This window comes from Arhodomonas sp. KWT2 (assembly GCF_041949875.1).
Taxonomy (GTDB): domain Bacteria; phylum Pseudomonadota; class Gammaproteobacteria; order Nitrococcales; family Nitrococcaceae; genus Arhodomonas; species Arhodomonas aquaeolei.
The window spans coordinates 72279-89181 of sequence record NZ_JBHFPQ010000038.1; the positions used below are offsets into that span (position 1 = coordinate 72279).

Consider the following 16903-nt stretch of genomic DNA (forward strand, 5'->3'; position numbering starts at 1 on the left):
CGGTGCGCGCGCTGGTCATCGAGGACGAGATCCGGCTGCGCCGCGAGGTCGCGGACGCCCTGAGCGGGGCGGGCTTCGTCGTCGATGAGGCCGGCGACGGCGACGAGGGCGTGTACATGGCCCTGGACTACCCCGTGGACGTCGCCATCGTGGACCTGGGACTACCCGGCCCCGACGGCCTGGAGCTCATCCGCCGTGTCCGTGCCGCCGGCCGGCGCTACCCGGTGCTCATCCTCACCGCCCGGAGCCGCTGGCAGGAAAAGGTCACCGGCCTCGAGGCCGGCGCCGACGACTACCTCGTCAAGCCCTTCGAGATGCCCGAACTCCTCGCCCGGGTGCAGGCACTGCTGCGCCGTGCCGGGGGGTGGGCCAGTCCGGTGCTCAACCACGGCCCGATCACGCTGGACACGCGCACCTCGGAGGTTCACTTGGACGGCGAACCGATCACCCTCACGGCGTTCGAGTACCGCCTTCTCGCCTACCTCATGCACCACCCCGGCGAGGTGCTGTCGAAGACACAGCTCATGGAGCACCTCTACGCCGACGACGACCAGCGCGACTCCAACGTCCTCGAGGTCTTCGTCCGCCGCCTGCGCCGCAAGCTCGATCCGCACCGGCGCTGGCAGCCCATAGAGACCCTGCGCGGCCAGGGCTACCGGCTCGCGCCGTGGCGGTAACGGCCTCACTCCACAGACGGCTGCTGGTCACCGCCGGCATCGTTACCGTGGCATTCACCCTGCTCGCAGCGACCGGCCTGGAGCAGGCGTTCCGCCGCAGCGCGATCGCCGCCGAGCGCGACCGCCTGCGTGGCCAGGTCCATACCCTGCTCGCGGCCATGCGCGTGGGCGAGAAAGGCATACGCCCCGGAGCCAGCCTGCCGGAGCCCCGGTTCGCCCGCCCGGGCTCCGGGCTGTATGCGTGGGTGCTCACGCCGGAGGGAGGCCAGGTCTGGCACTCGCGCTCCGCGATCGGCCAGTCCCTGCCGGCCCCGGAGTGGGTCACCCCCGGCACGGTCCGGTTCCGGCACAGTGACGGGCGCTTCCGCATGGACTACGGCGTGTCCTGGGAGCCGCTATCCGGCCCCACCCGGCGCTTCAGCATCACCCTGATCGCCGGGGACGAGGCCTATCGCGCCAGCATCGCCGGTTTCCGCCGCACCCTCTGGGCCTGGATGAGTGTGGGCTGTGCCGGGCTGCTGCTCGCCCTGTGGCTGACCCTGCGCTGGGGCCTCGCGCCGCTGCGGCGGGTCACCGCCGAAGTCGACGCCATGCACCGCGGCTGGCGTGACCGCCTCGGCGGCCATCACCCGCGGGAGATCGCCGTGCTCACGGACAACATCAACCGCCTCGCCGACGGCGAGCGCGAGCGCACGCGGCGCTACCGCGAGACCCTGGACAATCTCGCCCACAGCCTGAAGACCCCGCTCGCGGTGATACGCGGCGCCCTGGCCAGCCGCACACCGGCGGACCTGGACGCCGCTGCCGAGCAGATCACCCGCATCGACCGACAGATCGAGTACCACGTGCGCCGCAGCGGCGCAGGGCGGCTGGAAGGTGGCGGCCGCACGGCGGTGGCGCCCGTGATCCACCGCCTCGCCCGGGCGCTGCACCATGCCCGGCTGGAGCGCGACGTCGAGCTGCAGGTGCACTGCCCCGACGGCCTCTGGTATGCCGGCACCGAAGACGACCTCATGGAGATGCTCGGCAACATCCTGGACAACGCCTGGCGCTACGGCGCCGGCCACGTTGCCGTCACCGCCGCGGACGACGGCGGCGGGCGGCGCATCCGTATCGACGTGGATGACAACGGCCCGGGCATCGCCGCTGACGTGCGCGAGGCCGCGCTCACCCGCGGCCGGCGTCTGGACACCGGCGGCGACGGCCAGGGCATTGGTCTTGCGGTGGTCCGCGAGCTCGCTGGACAGGCCGGCGGCACGCTGGCACTGGACGGGGCCCCGGAACTGGGAGGCACCCGCGTGACCCTCATCCTGCCCGGCGGTGAGGACGGCTGACCCCGGCCGCCAGGGGATGTGGCCGCCGTTCCGGGCGACGACGCGCCACTGTCGGCCGGCGTGAGCCCCCGGACCGCGGGTCCCGGGCCTGGAACGATGCCGGACAGCGCGGTATCCCTGGCCTCCGGATGCAGCGCCGGCACTGCCTCCTGTGCGTGGCGGGCGACGGTGGACGACAGAGGGCCGGGTTAACGCATAGAATACGTGCCCCTGTCGAACCCCGACCCGGACCGCAATGAACTGCAACCGCATACTCGTGCACTACGCCGAGGTGGCCCTGAAGGGGCGGAACCGCCGCGACTTCGAGAGCCGGCTCAAGCGCAACATCAAGATCCGCCTCCAGAGCGAGGGCCTGGACTGGGAGGTGCACCGCGGCCGCGACCGCATCACCGTCCATCCCCGCGACCCGAACGCCGCCGCGCTGGAACGCGCGCTGGAGGCGGTCGGCGAGACCGCCGGCGTCGCAACCTTCGCGCCGGCGGTGTTCTTCCCCCGCGACGCCCTCTATGCCGGCGGCGACGGCCCGGACGTGGACGCCATCGAATCCGCAGCCCTCGCCCAGGCGGCGGAGCCGGCGAAGGGCAGGAGCTTCGCCGTGCGCGTCAACCGCGCGGACAAGGGCTTCCCACTGACTTCCGAGGCGTTCGCCCGACGCCTCGGCGCACGCATCATCGAGACCACGAGCTGGCAGCACGTGGACCTGCGCCGGCCGGACCGCGCCATCCACGTGGATATCTACCCCGAGGGCGTCTACGTCTACCATGACCGCCGGCGTGGGCCGGGCGGCCTGCCGGTATTCTCCGGCGGACACGTGCTCTCGCTGCTCTCCGGCGGCATGGACTCCCCGGTGGCCGCCTGGATGATGGCCAAGCGCGGCTGCCGTGTGGACTTCCTGCACATGACGGCCACGCACCTGCGCCCGGAAGACGCCGGGAACAACCTCGTCGCCCGCATCGCCGCGCACCTGAGCCGCTTCACCCTGCGCTCGCGGCTGCTGCTCGTGCCCTATACCCACTTCGACCTGGCTCTCACCGGGCAGGACAGCCAGGGCTACGACATGATCCTCTTCCGGCGCTTCATGACCCGGCTCGCCGAGCACGTCGCCGCGAACCTGCACGCCAGCGCGCTGGTCAGCGGCGACAGCCTCGGCCAGGTCGCCTCGCAGACGCTCGCGAACATGGTCTCCACCTCCCAGGCGGGCACGGTCCCGATCCTCCGCCCGCTGGTGGGGCTGGACAAGCACGAGATCATCGAGCGTGCCCGCGACATCGGTACCTTCGACATGGGCACGGAGCAGTACAAGGACTGCTGCGCGCTGCTCAGCCGCAACCCGCAGACGAAATCCCGCCACACCCGGCTGGAGGCGCTCGAGACGCGATTGTTCCCCGACTACGACGGGCTTATCGAGTCCAGTCTGGCGGACGCACTGATGCTCACCTTCGAGACCGGGCGGCTCACCGGCGTCGAGCCCGCTCTGTCCTCGTTGAGCGATGCGGGGTAATCTCGGGGAGAGCACCACGGCAACCCCCGGGCAGGCATGAGCGCAAACCTAGCCGGGCGCATCCGGAACTACTTCCTCGCCGGCGTTCTCACGGTGATCCCCATCTGGATCACCTGGGTGACCTTCCGTTTCGTCGCCCAGCGGCTGTCCGATTTCGGTCAGCCGTGGGTGGTGACGCTGGCGAGCCTGGTGAGCCCGTACTCGCCGGACGTGGCGGCGATCATGGTCACGCCGGCATTCGAGAACGCCGTCGGTCTGCTGCTCACCCTGCTCGGGCTGCTGCTGCTCGGCTGGGCCACCAGTCGTGTCGTGGGCCGGCGGATCATCGAGGGATTCGACGGCCTGATCAATCACATCCCGCTGGTGAAGAAGCTCTACGGCGCCACCAAGGCGCTGCTCGGCGCGCTCCAGCAGCAGCCCGACGAGGTCCAGCGGGTGGTGCTCATCGCCTTCCCCCACCGGGACATGAAGACCGTCGGCTTCGTCACCCGGGTGCTCACCGACCGCCGCACCGGCGACCGGATCGCGGCGGTCTACGTCCCCACCACGCCCAACCCCACCTCCGGCTACCTGGAGCTGGTGCCGCTGGAGTTCATTACCTCCACGGACTGGACCATGGACCAGGCCATGAGCTTCGTGATCTCCGGCGGCACCGTCTCCCCGGAGTACATCGACTATCACGATCACGGTGAACTCCCGGAGGAGTTCGCCAGGTCGGCGGACCGGGCGGAAGACACGGACAGGGAGGACCGTCCCGCGCAGGAGCGCTGACCGCCGGCCGGCGCCGGTCCCGGCATCGGCACGATCCGCCGGCAAGGCGGGACAGCGGCCCCGGCGATGGCACGGGGACCGCCGCGCTTACGGCCCGACGGTCAGGTCCCCGTACGCAGGTCCATGACCAGCGTCTGGAGCTCGCCGACTTCGCGGCGGATCTCCTCCATTGCCTGCACGTTCTCCCGCGCCGCACGCGCGGTCTGGTCGGAGACCTCCGCTATGCGGGAGATGTTCTGGTCGATCTCCTCGGCGACGTGGCTCTGCTCCTCGGCGCCGGTGGCGATCTGGCTGTTCATGTCGGTGATCGTACCCACCGCGTGGACGATGCCATCCAGCGCGGTGCCGGCCTCGTTGGTCTGGGCGAGTCCGGTGCGTGCGTTCTCCCGGCTGCGGGCGATCACCTCGGAGGCCTCCTGCGCCTGGCTCTGGAGACGCTCGATGATCTGCCGGACCTCCTCGGTGGAATCCTGCGTGCGCCGTGCGAGCGTGCGCACCTCCTCCGCCACCACCGCGAAGCCGCGGCCCTGCTCGCCGGCACGGGCCGCCTCGATGGCGGCGTTGAGCGCAAGCAGGTTGGTCTGCTCGGAGATGCCGCGGATCACCTCCAGGACCTGTCCCACCTCCTGGCTGTCCGTGGCGAGCTTGTCCATGGCCGTTCCGGCCTGCTCGACCTGGCCCGCGAGTGCCTCGATACTCTCCACCGTGCGCCGGCCGATCTGCTGGCCATTGCGCGCCTCACCGTCCGCCTCACCGGCAGCCTCGGCGGCCTGATTGGTGCTCCGCGCGACCTCCTGAACCGTCGAGGCCATCTCGTTGACCGCCGTCGCCACCTGGTCGATATCGCTGTGCTGCCGGCCGACGTCGCCCTCGGTGCGCTGCAGCGCCGCGGCGATGGTCTCGGCGTTCTCGCTCACCCGGCGCACAGTGCCGTGGACCCCCTGCACGATCTCGCCGACCTGTTCGAGCATGCGGTTGTAGGCGGTGTACATGTGACCGAGCTCGTTGTCCTCGTACTCGACCTCCAGCGGCCGCGAGAAATCGCCGTCACCCACCGACCACAACCGGCCGCGCAGGCGCTCGATACGCTGCATCAGCGGATTGACCCCGCCGAACCAGCTCAGCAAAGCCACAAGCAGGATCGCCAGAGCCGTGCCCACGGCGATGAACTGCTGCTCGCGCACCGCCTGGTTGGATGCCTCCGCCATCATGCCCACTCCGGCATTCATCTCGCGGAGCACCACCGGCGCACGCTCGTGGATGGCCTGGAGCCCGTCGTTCGTGGGCTCGTCCAGATAGGCCTGGATGTCACCGCGGTAGCGCTGCCACAGCGACTGGACCTCGCGGAGCTGATCGCGGATCGCCGGATCCTGCACCGGCTCGATCCCCATCCCCGGATCCCCCTGCAGGAGCTTGCGGTGAGAGGACTCGAACAGCGCGATGGTCTTCTCGACATCCTCACGGCTGCCCACGCCCTGCACGGCCATCACGGCCTCCTTCGCGACCCGCTGGCTGAGCATGCGCTGTCGCCCGGCGATATCCACTGCGGTGGCGCTCGATCCGAGGCTGAAATAGAGCGAGGCGACGGTGGCCAGGGCGAATACCGCGATCAGGGCATACGAGGCCAGGAACTGGCGCCCCAGCGTTCGCAACCCGACACCCCGCAATACCCGCTGGATCGCATGCCCGAAGTGTCCCTGCATCATCGCCCCCATTTCCTTGATTCATGACCGAGCAGTCACCTTCCGCCCGGGTTATCGGCGTCGGGAAACCATGCTTTACCCCCGCCGGGACACGGCGTCGGCGATCAGCAGCGCCCAACCCACCAGCCAGACCATACCGCCGAACGGCGTCACCACCCCGAAGGCCCCGACCCCGGTGAGGCAGAGCAGGTAGAGGCTGCCGGGGAAGAGCACCAACCCGGTCACGAAGCATCCCACCGCCCCCCGGCGGCAGCGACCGACGGCCCCGGGCAGCGCCGCGACCGCCACCAGTGCGAGGGCGTGAACGAACTGATAGTGCACCGCGGTTTCCCACACGGCCATGCGCTCGGCACTGAGTACGTCGCGCAGCGCATGCGAGCCGAAGGCACCGAGCGCCACGCCGAGCAGCCCCGCCACGGCGCCGGCGGCCAGGGGCAGTCGACCGCTCATCGCGTTATCCGCCATAAAATGCATCCTCTATTTGCACATTAAAAAACACTACGCAAAAATAATTAGCACACACGTAGTGAATGGCCACCATTCCAGGAGTCCAGCCGTGTCCGACGCCGACGCGCACCGCCCCGGGGAGACCCGCTCCCCCCACGTCCATCTGAACCTCAATGTCCGCGGCCTCTCCCCCTCGGCGACCCTCGCGATCAACGAACGTTCCGCCGAACTGCAGCGCCAGGGCCGCGAGGTTTACCGCCTCGGCCTCGGACAGTCGCCGTTCCCGGTGCCGCAGTTCGTGGTGGACGCCCTGCGCGAGCACGCCCACGAGAAAGACTATCTGCCGGTCAAGGGTCTGGCGGCGCTGCGCCAGGCCATCGCCGGCTATCTCCGGCGCACGGAGGGACTGGATTACGCCCCGGAGAATATCCTCGTGGGGCCGGGTACCAAAGAGCTGATGTTCATCGTCCAGCTCGTCTACTACGGCGATCTGGTCATCCCCACGCCGAGCTGGGTGTCCTACGCGCCGCAGGCGCACATCCTCGGCCGCCAGATCCGCTGGCTGCCCACCGACCCCGGCGCCGGCATGGGCGTGAGCGCGGAGGCACTGGAATCGCTGTGTGCCGCCGACCCGGAGCGGCCCCGCCTGCTCATCCTCAACTACCCGGGCAACCCCACCGGTGTGGCCTATTCGCCGGAGCAGCTCCAGGGGATCGCCGAGGTCGCACGCCGTTATCGCGTGCTGGTGCTCGCCGACGAGATCTACAGCGGCACCCACTTCGACGGCGGGCACGTCTCCATCGCCCGCTACTACCCGGAAGGCACGGTGATCAGCAACGGCCTGTCCAAGTGGTGCGGCGCCGGCGGCTGGCGGCTCGGCACCTTCGCCTTTCCCTCGGAGCTGCGCTGGCTGCTCGACGGCATGGCGGCGGTGGCGAGCGAGACCTTCACCTCCACCAGCGCACCGATCCAGTACGCCGCCACCACCGCGTTCGACGGCGGCCCGGCGCTCGAGCGCTACCTGGCCGACAGTCGCCGGATACTGAGTGCGCTGGCCCGGCGCTTCCACGCCACGCTCACCGGGGCGGGCGCGGCCTGCCGGCCGGCCCAGGGCGGGTTCTACCTGTTCCCGAGCTTCGAGGCACTGCGCCCGCAGCTCGAGGCACGGGGTATCACCGACAGCGCCACCCTGTGCGAGTCGCTGCTGGAGGATACCGGCGTCGCCGTGCTGCCCGGCTCGAATTTCGGCCGGCCCGCCCGGGAGCTGTCCATGCGTCTCGCCTACGTGGACTTCGACGGGGGGCCGGCACTGGCGGCCGCGGCGGAGCACACCGAGATCGACGAGCACTTCCTGCAGCGCTATTGCCCGAGGGTGGTAACCGCCGCGGACCGCATGGCGGCCTGGCTGAAGGGCTGACCGGGGGCCTTGCAAAACCGCGCCGGCGCCGTCACGTCCGGCGGCGGTACAACCGGAAAGGAGGCGACAATGGAGCTTCAGGTCAACGCCGCCGAAGGCATGCAGACATCCACGGCGCTGGAGGATCATATCCGGGCCAAGCTCGCCGGCGTGGAACGCCGCTTCGGTGAGCGTGTCACCCGCGTGGAGACCTACCTCAAGGACGTGAATGCCGGCAAGGGCGGCGTCGATACGACATGCACGCTGGAGGCTCATCCCTCCGGGCTGAATCCGGTAGTCGTCGAGTCGCAGGCGACGGACGCCTACTCCGCGACTCACGACGCCGCCAGGAAGCTGGAGAAGGCACTGGAGCACCGCTTCGCCCGGGCTGAGGGACCACATCGTTAGGTCCGGGAAAAACCCATCGCACCGGCCGCCGGCGGCCCTCCCGCCGGCGGCCCCATACCCGCCTCCAGCCGCTGTCACGCGGCTGTCACCGGTTGTTCACAAAAGCTGTGGATAACGCTGTGCAAAACCCGTAGAGACCGTCCCCAAACCCCTGACGCGGGCGGCCTCGCGTCAGATTGACGGGTTTTTCACCAGCTTATTAAATTTCCTAAAAAACAATGGGTTGCTAGTTTCTCACGTTGTTTTCCCCGGACCCCTGGTCGCCGGGCAGTCGTGCGCCGACGACGGCTCCCCGCTGTGCACAACAGGTAGCCACCAACGGCATCCCGCCCCTCAGTCAGCGACGCCCCAGGGCCCCACCCGTCCGGCAGCATCATGTTCACGAGGACAGCGCTCACGGCCCCGGGATCAGCCCCCGGCTCAGGGACACGAACACCGGCAGGCCCGCCTTTGCCATCACTGCCACGTTCCTGCGGCACGGCTTTCACCGTCGCAGTCTTGCTGTGCTCGCGGCGACGGTGCTGACCGCATTCCCGCAGGCGTACACCGGGACTCAATACGTGAGCGATGTGCTGGGTGGCGCGGCCACCGGCATCATCGCTGCCATAATGGTGCGCATCCTTTACCGCGAAGGCTCGCGGCTTGACCGCCTGCTCACGAGCACTTGGTGATTGGGGGCACGGATCCTTTGATGGAGCGATTGTTCCACGCCATCCTGCCATCCATCGAGCACTTCCACATGCTCGGTTACTGGGTGGCCTTCTTCGCAGCGCTGCTGGAGACGGCGCTCGTGGCCGGATGGTTTTTGCCCGGCTCTACCCTCCTGCTGTTGCTGGGAGGCATGGCGGCTGGCAGCTACCTGGATTTCGGGGACCTGCTGCTGTTCGCCATCGCCGGCGCAGTGCTGGGGGATAACGTCAACTACTGGCTGGGCGAGCGCTACGGCAGCCAATGGGCACGTGACGGCGTCTGGTTCCTGACACCCGGCCATTTTGAACGGGCCCACCGCTTTTTTGACCGGCATGGTGCCAGGAGCGTTTTCCTCGGCCGCTTTATACCTAGCGTGAAGGAAATCGCGCCGTTCGTGGCAGGCACCGTGAGAATGCGCTATCGCACGTTCCTGTTCTGGAACCTGCTGGGCGCCGTCGGATGGGGACTGCAGTGGGTCGGCGGCGGCTATCTGTTCGGGCAGTCGTTCAGGGTTGCGCAGACCTGGATGTCGCGGGCCGGTATGGCGTTACTGGCCGTCCTGCTCTTGTGGGCGCTGCTTTGGCTTCTGCAGCGCTTCATCAAGCGCAAGGGCCGCGACCTCTGGTGGGTGGCGGTTTCGCTCACGCGTTCGGTAATGACGGCCCTGGCTCGCAATGCCTACGTGCGGCGCTGGGTACGCCGCCACCCACGAAGCGTCCGCCTCGTGATGAATCGTTTCGATCGCCGGCATTTTTCGGGCCTGCCGCTGACGGTTCCAGCCCTGGCGTTTACCTATGTGCTGGCCCTGTTCGCGGGCATCGTCGAGGACGTCGTCACCTCCGATCCAATCGTCGCAATCGATCATGCGACAGCCCAACTGGTCGCCGCCTTTCGCACACCGTCGGCTATTCCTCCGTTCGTGTGGATAACGGATCTCGGTCAGCCGCCCGTGGTCTTCGCGCTGCTGGCCTCGACCGGCCTGGTGCTCTGGCTCGTCAATCGGAAATACGCGGTTGCGGGGTTGCTGATGTCGAGCCTGGGAGCAACGGCTTTCACCACCCTGGGCAAATTGGCCTTTGAGCGGCCACGGCCGGCCGGGGCCGTACTGCTCGAGACCTCCTATTCCTTCCCTAGTGGGCACGCCACCATCGCCGTCGCCTGCTACGGTTTCCTGGGCTACCTGCTGATCCGCTCGGCGGCCCGCTGGAAGGCCCGTGTCAATCTGTTCTTCGCGACTGCCGGAGTTATCCTCCTGATCGGTCTCAGCCGCATCGTGCTCGGCGTGCACTATTTGAGTGACGTCTGGGCCGGTTACCTGGTCGGTGCACTGTGGCTGATCGCTGGCGTCACCCTGACCGAATGGCTCACTGCGGGCGGCAGGATCGACTGGCGGGCACCCACCGAACGATTCCGAAAGGCCTCGGCCTTCGGCGTGATCGCCATCGCGTCCGCTGGGTTCGTGACCTATGCAGCCACCCGCACGCCGCCAGCCCCGGTTCCCGCAGCGGAAACAGTCATCCAGGTCAATCGTCCTCTGGACGAAATGTTACGTGCGCGGAAACTTACCAACACCTCATCCGTGCTCGGCACACCGGGACAACCGCTATCCTTTGCCATCGTCACGCCTGGCGCGGACAAACTGTCCGCGCTTCTGGGCCGAGCAGGCTGGCTCTCCGCCGACAGTCCGGATCCAACGAACCTGCTGCGCCTCGCCCGACAGGGGCTCGACTACACCACGGCTCCCCTCGCGCCGGCCCTCTGGAACGACCGTGTCAACGATCTGGCTTTCGAACGACCGATCCAGAACTCGCAGGGCAAGGCGGTCGTAACCGTCAGGCTATGGCAAACCGCCTTCCGTGTCGGTGCGGAACCGATCTTCGTGGGGGTGGCGCGGACATATACCGGGGTCCGCTGGGGCGTTCTGCACACGGTCTCGCCTGATGTGGATGCCGCAACCGAACGATTCGTCGAATCGCTCAAACACACCGCGCAGCCGCTCACGTTATGCCAGCGCTCGTTGATGGCCCTGATGACAGGCTCCGATGTGATGGGCGATCGCTTCTTTACGCAGGGGCAGCTATGGCTGCTCGATCCGGGCGGCCGCACCAATACGGCAGCCCTTTGTGGCGCTCACAGGTCGAGGCAATGAAAAACCAGTCATTCCCGAAAAAACTACGCCATGCCATCTCCGGCATCGGTTTCGCATGGAATAGGGAACAGAACTTTCGCACGCAGGTCGTTCTCGGCGCCGTCACCTTCGTGGTGTTCTCCATCGTTCGGCCGGCCGCATTCTGGTGGGCACTTATCGTGCTGTGTGTCGCGTTGGTACTCGTTGCAGAGTTGGTGAATTCGGCCATCGAGGCGCTGACCGATCACCTCCACCCGGATCTGCACCCGGTCGTGGGCAGGGTAAAGGATATGCTCGCCGGAATGGTGCTGGTAATGAGCATCGGCGCAGCGATCGTGGCGATGATCACCCTGTACGCCACGCTCGCCGCCTAGGGCCACCGCGGTTCGACAGGGAATGCGCCGGACTGCGTTGTCGACGAAGCGCTACTCCGCAGCCCCTCCCGGTGCGGCCGGCCCCTGCCCTTTCGCGTTCCGAAAAGGACACCGGCGGCGGCCCCCGCTGTGCACAACGGGTGGTCACCGACGGCATCCTGCTCCTCAACCGGCGCCGTCCCCCGGTCGCCATCCGCCGGGCAGGATCAGGTTCAGGAGGATGGCGGTCACGGCCCCCGGGATCAGGCCCGAGTCCATCATCGAGCGCGCGCTCTCCGGCAGGCCGGCATAGATTTCCGGGTGTTCGGGCAGGCCGAAGGCCATCGCCAGCGACATGCCGATAATGACCATGTTGCGCCGGCTGAACGGCACGTGGCTGAGCATCTTGATACCCGCGCTGGCGATCATGCCGAACATGATCAGCACCGCACCGCCGAGCACCGCGTTGGGGATGGCACCGATGATCGCGCCGAATTTGGGGAACAGCCCTGCGACCAGCAGGAACACGCCGCCGATGGCCACGACATAACGGCTGATCACGCCAGTGAGGGCCACCATGCCCACGTTCTGTGAAAAGCTGATCTGCGGGAAGGCACTCCAGAACGCGGCGAGCACGGTGGACAGCCCGTCCGCGGTAACCCCGCCGCTGAGCTCTCGCTCGCTGGGCTCCCGGTCCGCCCCGCCGACGGTGATCCCCACGAGGTCGCCGACGGACTCGGAGACGGTGACCAGCGAGAGCAGCACCATGGGCACAATCGCGCTCAGGTGGAACTCCATGCCGATCTCCCAGGGCAGCGGCACGGACACCCATGAGGCAGCCGCGACGTCGGAGAAATCCACTAGTCCGAACAGCGCGGCGATCACGAAGCCCGCCACCAGCCCCACCAGCGGCCCGATCTCGGCGATGAAGCCACGGGCAAACTGATGCAGACCCACGGTGATCACGAACACCAGCGCCGCCAGCGCGATATGGTAGGGTGCGCCGAAGTCCGGCGCCCCGAAACCGCCCGCCGTGTATGCGAATCCGACCGGCAGCAGCAGCACGCCGATCATGATCACGAACGTCCCCATCACCACCGGCGGGAACAGGAAGCGCACCCAGCGCATGCACAGGCCGACGACGGCCATGGCGACACCCCCGGCCAACGCCGCACCGAACACAGACGGCAGTCCCTGGGTACTGGCGATAGGGATCATCACCGGCACGAAGCCGAAGCTGGTGCCCATCACCACCGGCAACCGTGCGCCGATGCGTCCGACACCGAGTGACTGAACCAGTGTCGCGACACCGGCGATGAACATCGCGGCCTGGATCAGCGCCGTGGTCTGCGCCGCCGGCAGATCCACCGCCCCGGCGATCACCACCGGTACGGTGACGTTGCCGACGAACATCGCCAGCACGTGCTGAATGCTCAGCGGAATGGCACGCCGCAGCGGCGGCATGTAATCGACATCCCCCCTTTGCTCCGGGCGCACTTCTTCTGTCTGCTCGCTCATGACAGCTCCTCTCCCCCTCCGGCAATGGCGGTCACTGTGATTGCCGCACGGCGCCCTCCGGCCCGGCGGCCCCACAGGCCTTCGGGGAATCCTTGATCATGGGTACAACCCTGTCAACAATTATGTATCCATTTTTGATACCGATCATGGACACCCGGGCGATCCGACCGACCCGCTGCGGTGGTATCCTGCCGCGACACCGCAACCCGGGAGCGACATGACCCCCGAAGAACTCCACCGCACCGGCCTGGGCCGGGGACTGTTCCAGATGACCTGGCCGATGCTGTTCGGCGTGCTCTCCCTGCTGGGCTTCCAGCTCGTGGACAGCGCCTTCATCGGCCAGCTCGGCGGCCGCCCGCTGGCCGCCCTGGGCTTCACCATACCCTTCATGCAGCTGGTGATCGGCACCCAGGTGGGCATCGGCATCGCCACCACCGCGCTGGTTTCGCGCGCGCTCGGCGGCGGCGAGCCCGAGCGCGCCCAGCGTCTGTGTGGACTGGTGGTGATGACCGGCAGCGCGATCGTGCTGGCGCTGGTGGTGATCCTGTGGTTCCTGCGCTCGTGGGCGGTGAGCCTGCTCGGCGCCGAACCCTCGCTGCTGCCGCTGATCGCCCGGTACTGGGCGCCGTGGCTCGCCAGTGCGTGGATGGGGGCGTTCCTGTACTTCGGTTACAGCGTGCTGCGCGCCCACGGCAACACCCGCCTGCCCGGACTGTGGATGGTCCTCACCAGCCTGATCAACCTGGTGCTGGACCCGCTGTTCATCTTCGTCTTCGACTGGGGTCTGCCCGGTGCCGCCTGGGCGACGCTCACCGCCTTCGGCGTCGGCGCGCTGGCGGTCTACCCCGCCCTGGCCCGTCGCCAGTGCCTGCGCCTGGACGTGCGCGTTCTGGGGGTGCTGCGGGCACTGGGCGGCATTGCCGCCATCAGCGGGCCGGCGATGCTCAGCCAGCTCATGCCACCGCTCTCGGCAATGCTCGCCACGCGGGTAATCGCCGGTTTCGGCGTGGACGCGGTCGGTGCCTGGGGCCTGGGTACTCGCATGGAGTTCTTTTCCATCGTGGTCGTGCTCGCGCTGACCATGTCCCTGCCGCCGCTGGTCGGGCGGCTGCGTGGTGCGGGCGATATCGTCACGATCCGCCGGCTGGTGCGCCTCGCCGTGGGCTTCGTGCTCGCCTGGCAGCTGCTGCTCGCGCTGATCTGGTTCCTGGCGAGCACGCCGCTGGCGGGGGTGCTGAGCGCGGATCCGGCCGTGGCTGACCGCCTCGCCGCCTATCTCCGGCTGGTGCCGTGGAGCTTTGGGGCACTCGGGGTGACCATGATCATGGTCTCTGTGAACAACGCACTGGGACTGCCGCTGCGCGCCATGATCACCTCGGCGCTACGACTCTTCGCGTGCTACCTGCCGGCACTCTGGGTCGGTGCCCAGCTCGTCGGGCTGACCGGTGCATTCGCCGGAGCCCTGGCGGGCAATCTCGCCGCCGGCGCCACCGCCGTTACCCTCTATCGCGCGGGTATGGCCCGGCTGCGCGGGCCGGAACCCGCGAGCGCCTGAGGATGCCGGGCGCACGCACCGGGGACGGCCGGGATGGCGCCTCACTCCGCGGCGCGGCGCTGGTCGCCACCGCCGCGGGGCTGTGGAGCACCACCAGCATCGTTGCGAGACTGGCATTCACCGCGGGGGCACTGCCACCGCTGGTACTCGGGAGCGTGCGTCTCCTGCTGGTCACGCCGCTGTTCCTGGTCGCCATCGCCGTGCTGCGCGGCCGGCACGGCATCGTGCCGGCACGCACGGCGTGGCCGTTCATCACCGGCCTGGGTCTGGCACAGGCCGCCTACCAGGGCCTGTATCTCACCGCCGTGAGCTGGGTCGGCGCCGGCCTCGCGACCCTGGTGACGCTGTGCTCCGCGCCGGTCATTACCGCCGTGCTCGCCGGCGTCGTGCTGGGCGAGCCGCTGACCCGGCGCACTGCGGAGGGTATGGTCGGGGCGATCACCGGCACCGTCCTCGTGGTCGCCTTTGGCGAGACCATCACCGCCGGTCCGATGCTCTGGTGGGGCGTGGCCGCGTCGCTCGCGGCGGGACTGGTCTACGCACTTTTCACACTGCTCTCACGCCGGGCCGGCCACTACTGCCACCCCCTGCAGAGCGCATGCTTCGGTTTCGCCGTCGGCGGCATCGCCCTCGCTCCGGCGGCGGCATGGAGCGCCTCCGCCGCGGCACCACTGACCGTCACCGGTCTCGCTGCGGTGGTCTACATCACCCTGGTCCCGACGTTCGTCGGCTACATCGCCTTCTTTCAGGGGATGCGCGTCACGCCGGCCACCGCCTCGACCATCATCGTCACCCTGGAGCCACTTGTCGTGGCCGTGCTTGCCTGGGCCCTGCTCGGCGAGGCCCTCGGCCCGTGGGGCATGGCAGGCGCCGTGCTACTCACCGCCTCCGTGCTGCGCGTCACCGGTGTCGGACGGCGGCGCTGAGATCTCCAGCGACAGCACCACCAGGGTCCCGCCCTGAACCGTCCAGAGCACGTTGTGACCGGCCAGGGTCACGCCATGGACGCGGTTCTGCTCGCCACGCCGATAGGCCGGCCGGGGATCGAGCGCCAGGGTCTCGGCGATAAGCCGCCGCAGGCCGGCCGGGGCCGCCGCAAGCGCCGCTTCCGCCTCGGCGGCGAAGTGCACCGGCATCGGCGCCGGTGCCTCGTCGAAGCGCACCGGCGGACACGCCTCCGGGATGGCGTCGCTGTAAGGGATATAGGGTTTGATATCGTAGACCGGCGTGCCGTCGACGAGGTCATGCCCCGCGATGGCAAGCCCGCGCCGTCCGGGCATATCCACCACGCGATCCAGAGTGACCACCGACAGCCCCAGCCCGTTGGGCCGAAACGGCGAGCGGGTGGCAAAGACCCCGAGCCGGCGGTTACCGCCGAGCCGAGGCGGGCGCACCGTCGGCGACCATTCCCGCAGCGGGTTGAGATGGAAGCCGAAGATCACCCAGACGTGGCTGCAGGCCTCCAGACCGCGCAGGGCCTGGGGATCGTCGTAGGGCGGCTCGAGCTCGATGAACGCCCTCGCCGAGGGCACCAGGCCGGGCTGGCGAGGCGTGCCGAATTTCTCCGCGAAGTCGCCGCGGATATGGCCTACCGGGGTCAGGGTCACGGCGTTCACGGCCTCCCCAGCCGCTCGGCGAGGAAGCCCTGGAGGGCATCCCATGACGCCATGTCCGCCTCCGGCCGGTAACGCTCGCCGGACCAGACCGTAAAGGCGTGCGGGGCGCCGCCATAGATCTCCATCCGGTGCGGGACCCCCGCGGCGTCCAGGGCGCCGGCCAGCGCAGCGACGTCGCTCATCGGCGAGGCCCGGTCGGCGGAGCCGTGCAGGATCAGCACCGGGGCGCGAACATCGGCGTAATCCTGGCCCTCCGGCGTGCCTAGACCACCGTGGAAAGTCACGAATCCCTGCATGTCTGCCCCGCTGCGTGCGAGTTCCAGCACCGCCGAGCCGCCAAAGCAGTAACCGATGGCGACGGCCCGTTCCGGATCCACGCCCTCCAGACCGCGCAGGGCATTCACGGCCGCATTCACGCGCGTGCGCATCAGGGCGCGGTCACCGTAGAGCTCGCCGCTCCGGGCGCGCGCGTCCTCCACCGTTTGCGGGCGTACACCGGCACCGTAGAGATCCGCGGCGAACGCCGCGTAGCCTGCCCGGGCAAGCATCCGCGCCCGGGTGCGCTCGTAGTCGTCGAGCCCGTCCCAGTCGTGAATGATCAGCACGACGGGCTGGGGCCCCGGCAACGCCGTATTGCGGGCATAGTAGCCCTCGAAGCGCGTATCGCCGGAACGGTAGGAAACGTCCTCGCCGACGATGTCGGCCACCGCGACGGCCGGCAGGCACGCGGCGGCGAGCGCAAGGGTGGTGATGACACTGCGGATCGTCGTCATACGGCCTCCCGTGGCACGTCGTCTGTGCCGGCA

At 68.6% G+C, this 16903-nt stretch carries 15 protein-coding genes; 10 read left to right on the plus strand and 5 right to left on the minus strand.

Translation table 11 applies throughout. The features are described from left to right. Window positions 1-2 precede the first annotated feature (2 nt). The 4 genes from ACEZHJ_RS06520 to ACEZHJ_RS06535 all read left to right on the plus strand — a co-directional run bounded on the left by ACEZHJ_RS06520 (window position 3) and on the right by ACEZHJ_RS06535 (window position 4283). Window positions 3-677 (plus strand): response regulator transcription factor, encoded by a 675-nt coding sequence (locus ACEZHJ_RS06520; RefSeq protein WP_018717112.1) that lies wholly within the window; start codon window positions 3-5, stop codon window positions 675-677. Beyond that, on the plus strand, window positions 668-2011 hold the full coding sequence (locus tag ACEZHJ_RS06525; protein WP_018717113.1) for an ATP-binding protein: 1344 nt from the start codon (window positions 668-670) through the stop codon (window positions 2009-2011). The genes ACEZHJ_RS06520 and ACEZHJ_RS06525 overlap by 10 nt, the downstream gene beginning before the upstream one ends. A gap of 235 nt (window positions 2012-2246) precedes the next feature. Further along, window positions 2247-3512 (plus strand): tRNA uracil 4-sulfurtransferase ThiI, encoded by a 1266-nt coding sequence (thiI, locus tag ACEZHJ_RS06530; RefSeq protein ID WP_018717114.1) that lies wholly within the window; start codon window positions 2247-2249, stop codon window positions 3510-3512. A gap of 36 nt (window positions 3513-3548) precedes the next feature. After that, window positions 3549-4283, plus strand: a complete 735-nt coding sequence (locus ACEZHJ_RS06535; RefSeq protein ID WP_018717115.1) for a DUF502 domain-containing protein — start codon at window positions 3549-3551, stop codon at window positions 4281-4283. Between the two features lie 101 nt (window positions 4284-4384). Here ACEZHJ_RS06535 and ACEZHJ_RS06540 read toward each other — a convergent pair whose 3' ends face one another. Together ACEZHJ_RS06540 and ACEZHJ_RS06545 are read right to left on the minus strand one after the other, a co-directional pair. Then, complete coding sequence (locus ACEZHJ_RS06540; RefSeq protein ID WP_018717116.1) at window positions 4385-5989, minus strand: methyl-accepting chemotaxis protein; 1605 nt, start codon at window positions 5987-5989, stop codon at window positions 4385-4387. 72 nt (window positions 5990-6061) lie between these two features. Next, a complete protein-coding gene (locus ACEZHJ_RS06545; protein ID WP_040409225.1) occupies window positions 6062-6436 on the minus strand; it encodes a DUF423 domain-containing protein in 375 nt (124 codons plus the stop codon). 106 nt (window positions 6437-6542) lie between these two features. Here ACEZHJ_RS06545 and ACEZHJ_RS06550 point away from each other — a divergent pair, with 106 nt between their 5' ends. The 4 genes from ACEZHJ_RS06550 (at window position 6543) to ACEZHJ_RS06565 (ending at window position 11429) form a co-directional block, all read left to right on the plus strand. Then, a complete protein-coding gene (locus tag ACEZHJ_RS06550; protein WP_375036355.1) occupies window positions 6543-7850 on the plus strand; it encodes a pyridoxal phosphate-dependent aminotransferase in 1308 nt (435 codons plus the stop codon). Window positions 7851-7919: 69 nt separating this feature from the next. Further along, window positions 7920-8237, plus strand: coding sequence for an HPF/RaiA family ribosome-associated protein (locus ACEZHJ_RS06555; protein WP_018717119.1), 318 nt, complete (start codon window positions 7920-7922; stop codon window positions 8235-8237). 691 nt (window positions 8238-8928) lie between these two features. Beyond that, window positions 8929-11076, plus strand: a complete 2148-nt coding sequence (locus ACEZHJ_RS06560; RefSeq protein WP_163142490.1) for a bifunctional DedA family/phosphatase PAP2 family protein — start codon at window positions 8929-8931, stop codon at window positions 11074-11076. After that, entirely contained in the window at window positions 11073-11429 is a 357-nt protein-coding gene (locus ACEZHJ_RS06565) for a diacylglycerol kinase (RefSeq protein ID WP_163142493.1), read from the plus strand. Before ACEZHJ_RS06560 ends, ACEZHJ_RS06565 begins: the two co-directional genes overlap by 4 nt. 165 nt (window positions 11430-11594) lie before the next feature. Here ACEZHJ_RS06565 and ACEZHJ_RS06570 read toward each other — a convergent pair whose 3' ends face one another. Beyond that, window positions 11595-12926: a uracil-xanthine permease family protein gene (locus ACEZHJ_RS06570; protein ID WP_018717123.1), complete on the minus strand. Its 1332-nt coding sequence runs from the start codon at window positions 12924-12926 to the stop codon at window positions 11595-11597. Between the two features lie 217 nt (window positions 12927-13143). Here ACEZHJ_RS06570 and ACEZHJ_RS06575 point away from each other — a divergent pair, with 217 nt between their 5' ends. Continuing rightward, window positions 13144-14481, plus strand: coding sequence for an MATE family efflux transporter (locus ACEZHJ_RS06575; protein WP_259201952.1), 1338 nt, complete (start codon window positions 13144-13146; stop codon window positions 14479-14481). Window positions 14482-14483: 2 nt separating this feature from the next. Further along, window positions 14484-15407, plus strand: a complete 924-nt coding sequence (locus tag ACEZHJ_RS06580) for a DMT family transporter (protein WP_375036356.1) — start codon at window positions 14484-14486, stop codon at window positions 15405-15407. On the opposite strand, the gene tsaA is transcribed toward ACEZHJ_RS06580, so the two are convergent. Further along, complete coding sequence (gene tsaA, locus ACEZHJ_RS06585; RefSeq protein ID WP_018717126.1) at window positions 15357-16097, minus strand: tRNA (N6-threonylcarbamoyladenosine(37)-N6)-methyltransferase TrmO; 741 nt, start codon at window positions 16095-16097, stop codon at window positions 15357-15359. The genes ACEZHJ_RS06580 and tsaA overlap by 51 nt on opposite strands. Continuing rightward, window positions 16094-16870, minus strand: a complete 777-nt coding sequence (locus ACEZHJ_RS06590; protein WP_018717127.1) for a dienelactone hydrolase family protein — start codon at window positions 16868-16870, stop codon at window positions 16094-16096. The genes tsaA and ACEZHJ_RS06590 overlap by 4 nt, the downstream gene beginning before the upstream one ends. Between the last annotated feature and the right edge of the window lie 33 nt (window positions 16871-16903).

Coding starts and splice junctions, on each gene's coding strand:
- ACEZHJ_RS06545 (WP_040409225.1), bottom strand. CDS start 6,436: ATGAGCGGTCGACTGCCCCTGGCCGCCGGCGCCGTGGCGGGGCTGCTC.
- ACEZHJ_RS06540 (WP_018717116.1), bottom strand. CDS start 5,989: ATGATGCAGGGACACTTCGGGCATGCGATCCAGCGGGTATTGCGGGGT.
- ACEZHJ_RS06580 (WP_375036356.1), top strand. CDS start 14,484: ATGCCGGGCGCACGCACCGGGGACGGCCGGGATGGCGCCTCACTCCGC.
- thiI (WP_018717114.1), top strand. CDS start 2,247: ATGAACTGCAACCGCATACTCGTGCACTACGCCGAGGTGGCCCTGAAG.
- ACEZHJ_RS06590 (WP_018717127.1), bottom strand. CDS start 16,870: ATGACGACGATCCGCAGTGTCATCACCACCCTTGCGCTCGCCGCCGCG.
- ACEZHJ_RS06570 (WP_018717123.1), bottom strand. CDS start 12,926: ATGAGCGAGCAGACAGAAGAAGTGCGCCCGGAGCAAAGGGGGGATGTC.
- ACEZHJ_RS06555 (WP_018717119.1), top strand. CDS start 7,920: ATGGAGCTTCAGGTCAACGCCGCCGAAGGCATGCAGACATCCACGGCG.
- ACEZHJ_RS06535 (WP_018717115.1), top strand. CDS start 3,549: ATGAGCGCAAACCTAGCCGGGCGCATCCGGAACTACTTCCTCGCCGGC.
- ACEZHJ_RS06560 (WP_163142490.1), top strand. CDS start 8,929: ATGGAGCGATTGTTCCACGCCATCCTGCCATCCATCGAGCACTTCCAC.
- ACEZHJ_RS06565 (WP_163142493.1), top strand. CDS start 11,073: ATGAAAAACCAGTCATTCCCGAAAAAACTACGCCATGCCATCTCCGGC.
- ACEZHJ_RS06575 (WP_259201952.1), top strand. CDS start 13,144: ATGACCCCCGAAGAACTCCACCGCACCGGCCTGGGCCGGGGACTGTTC.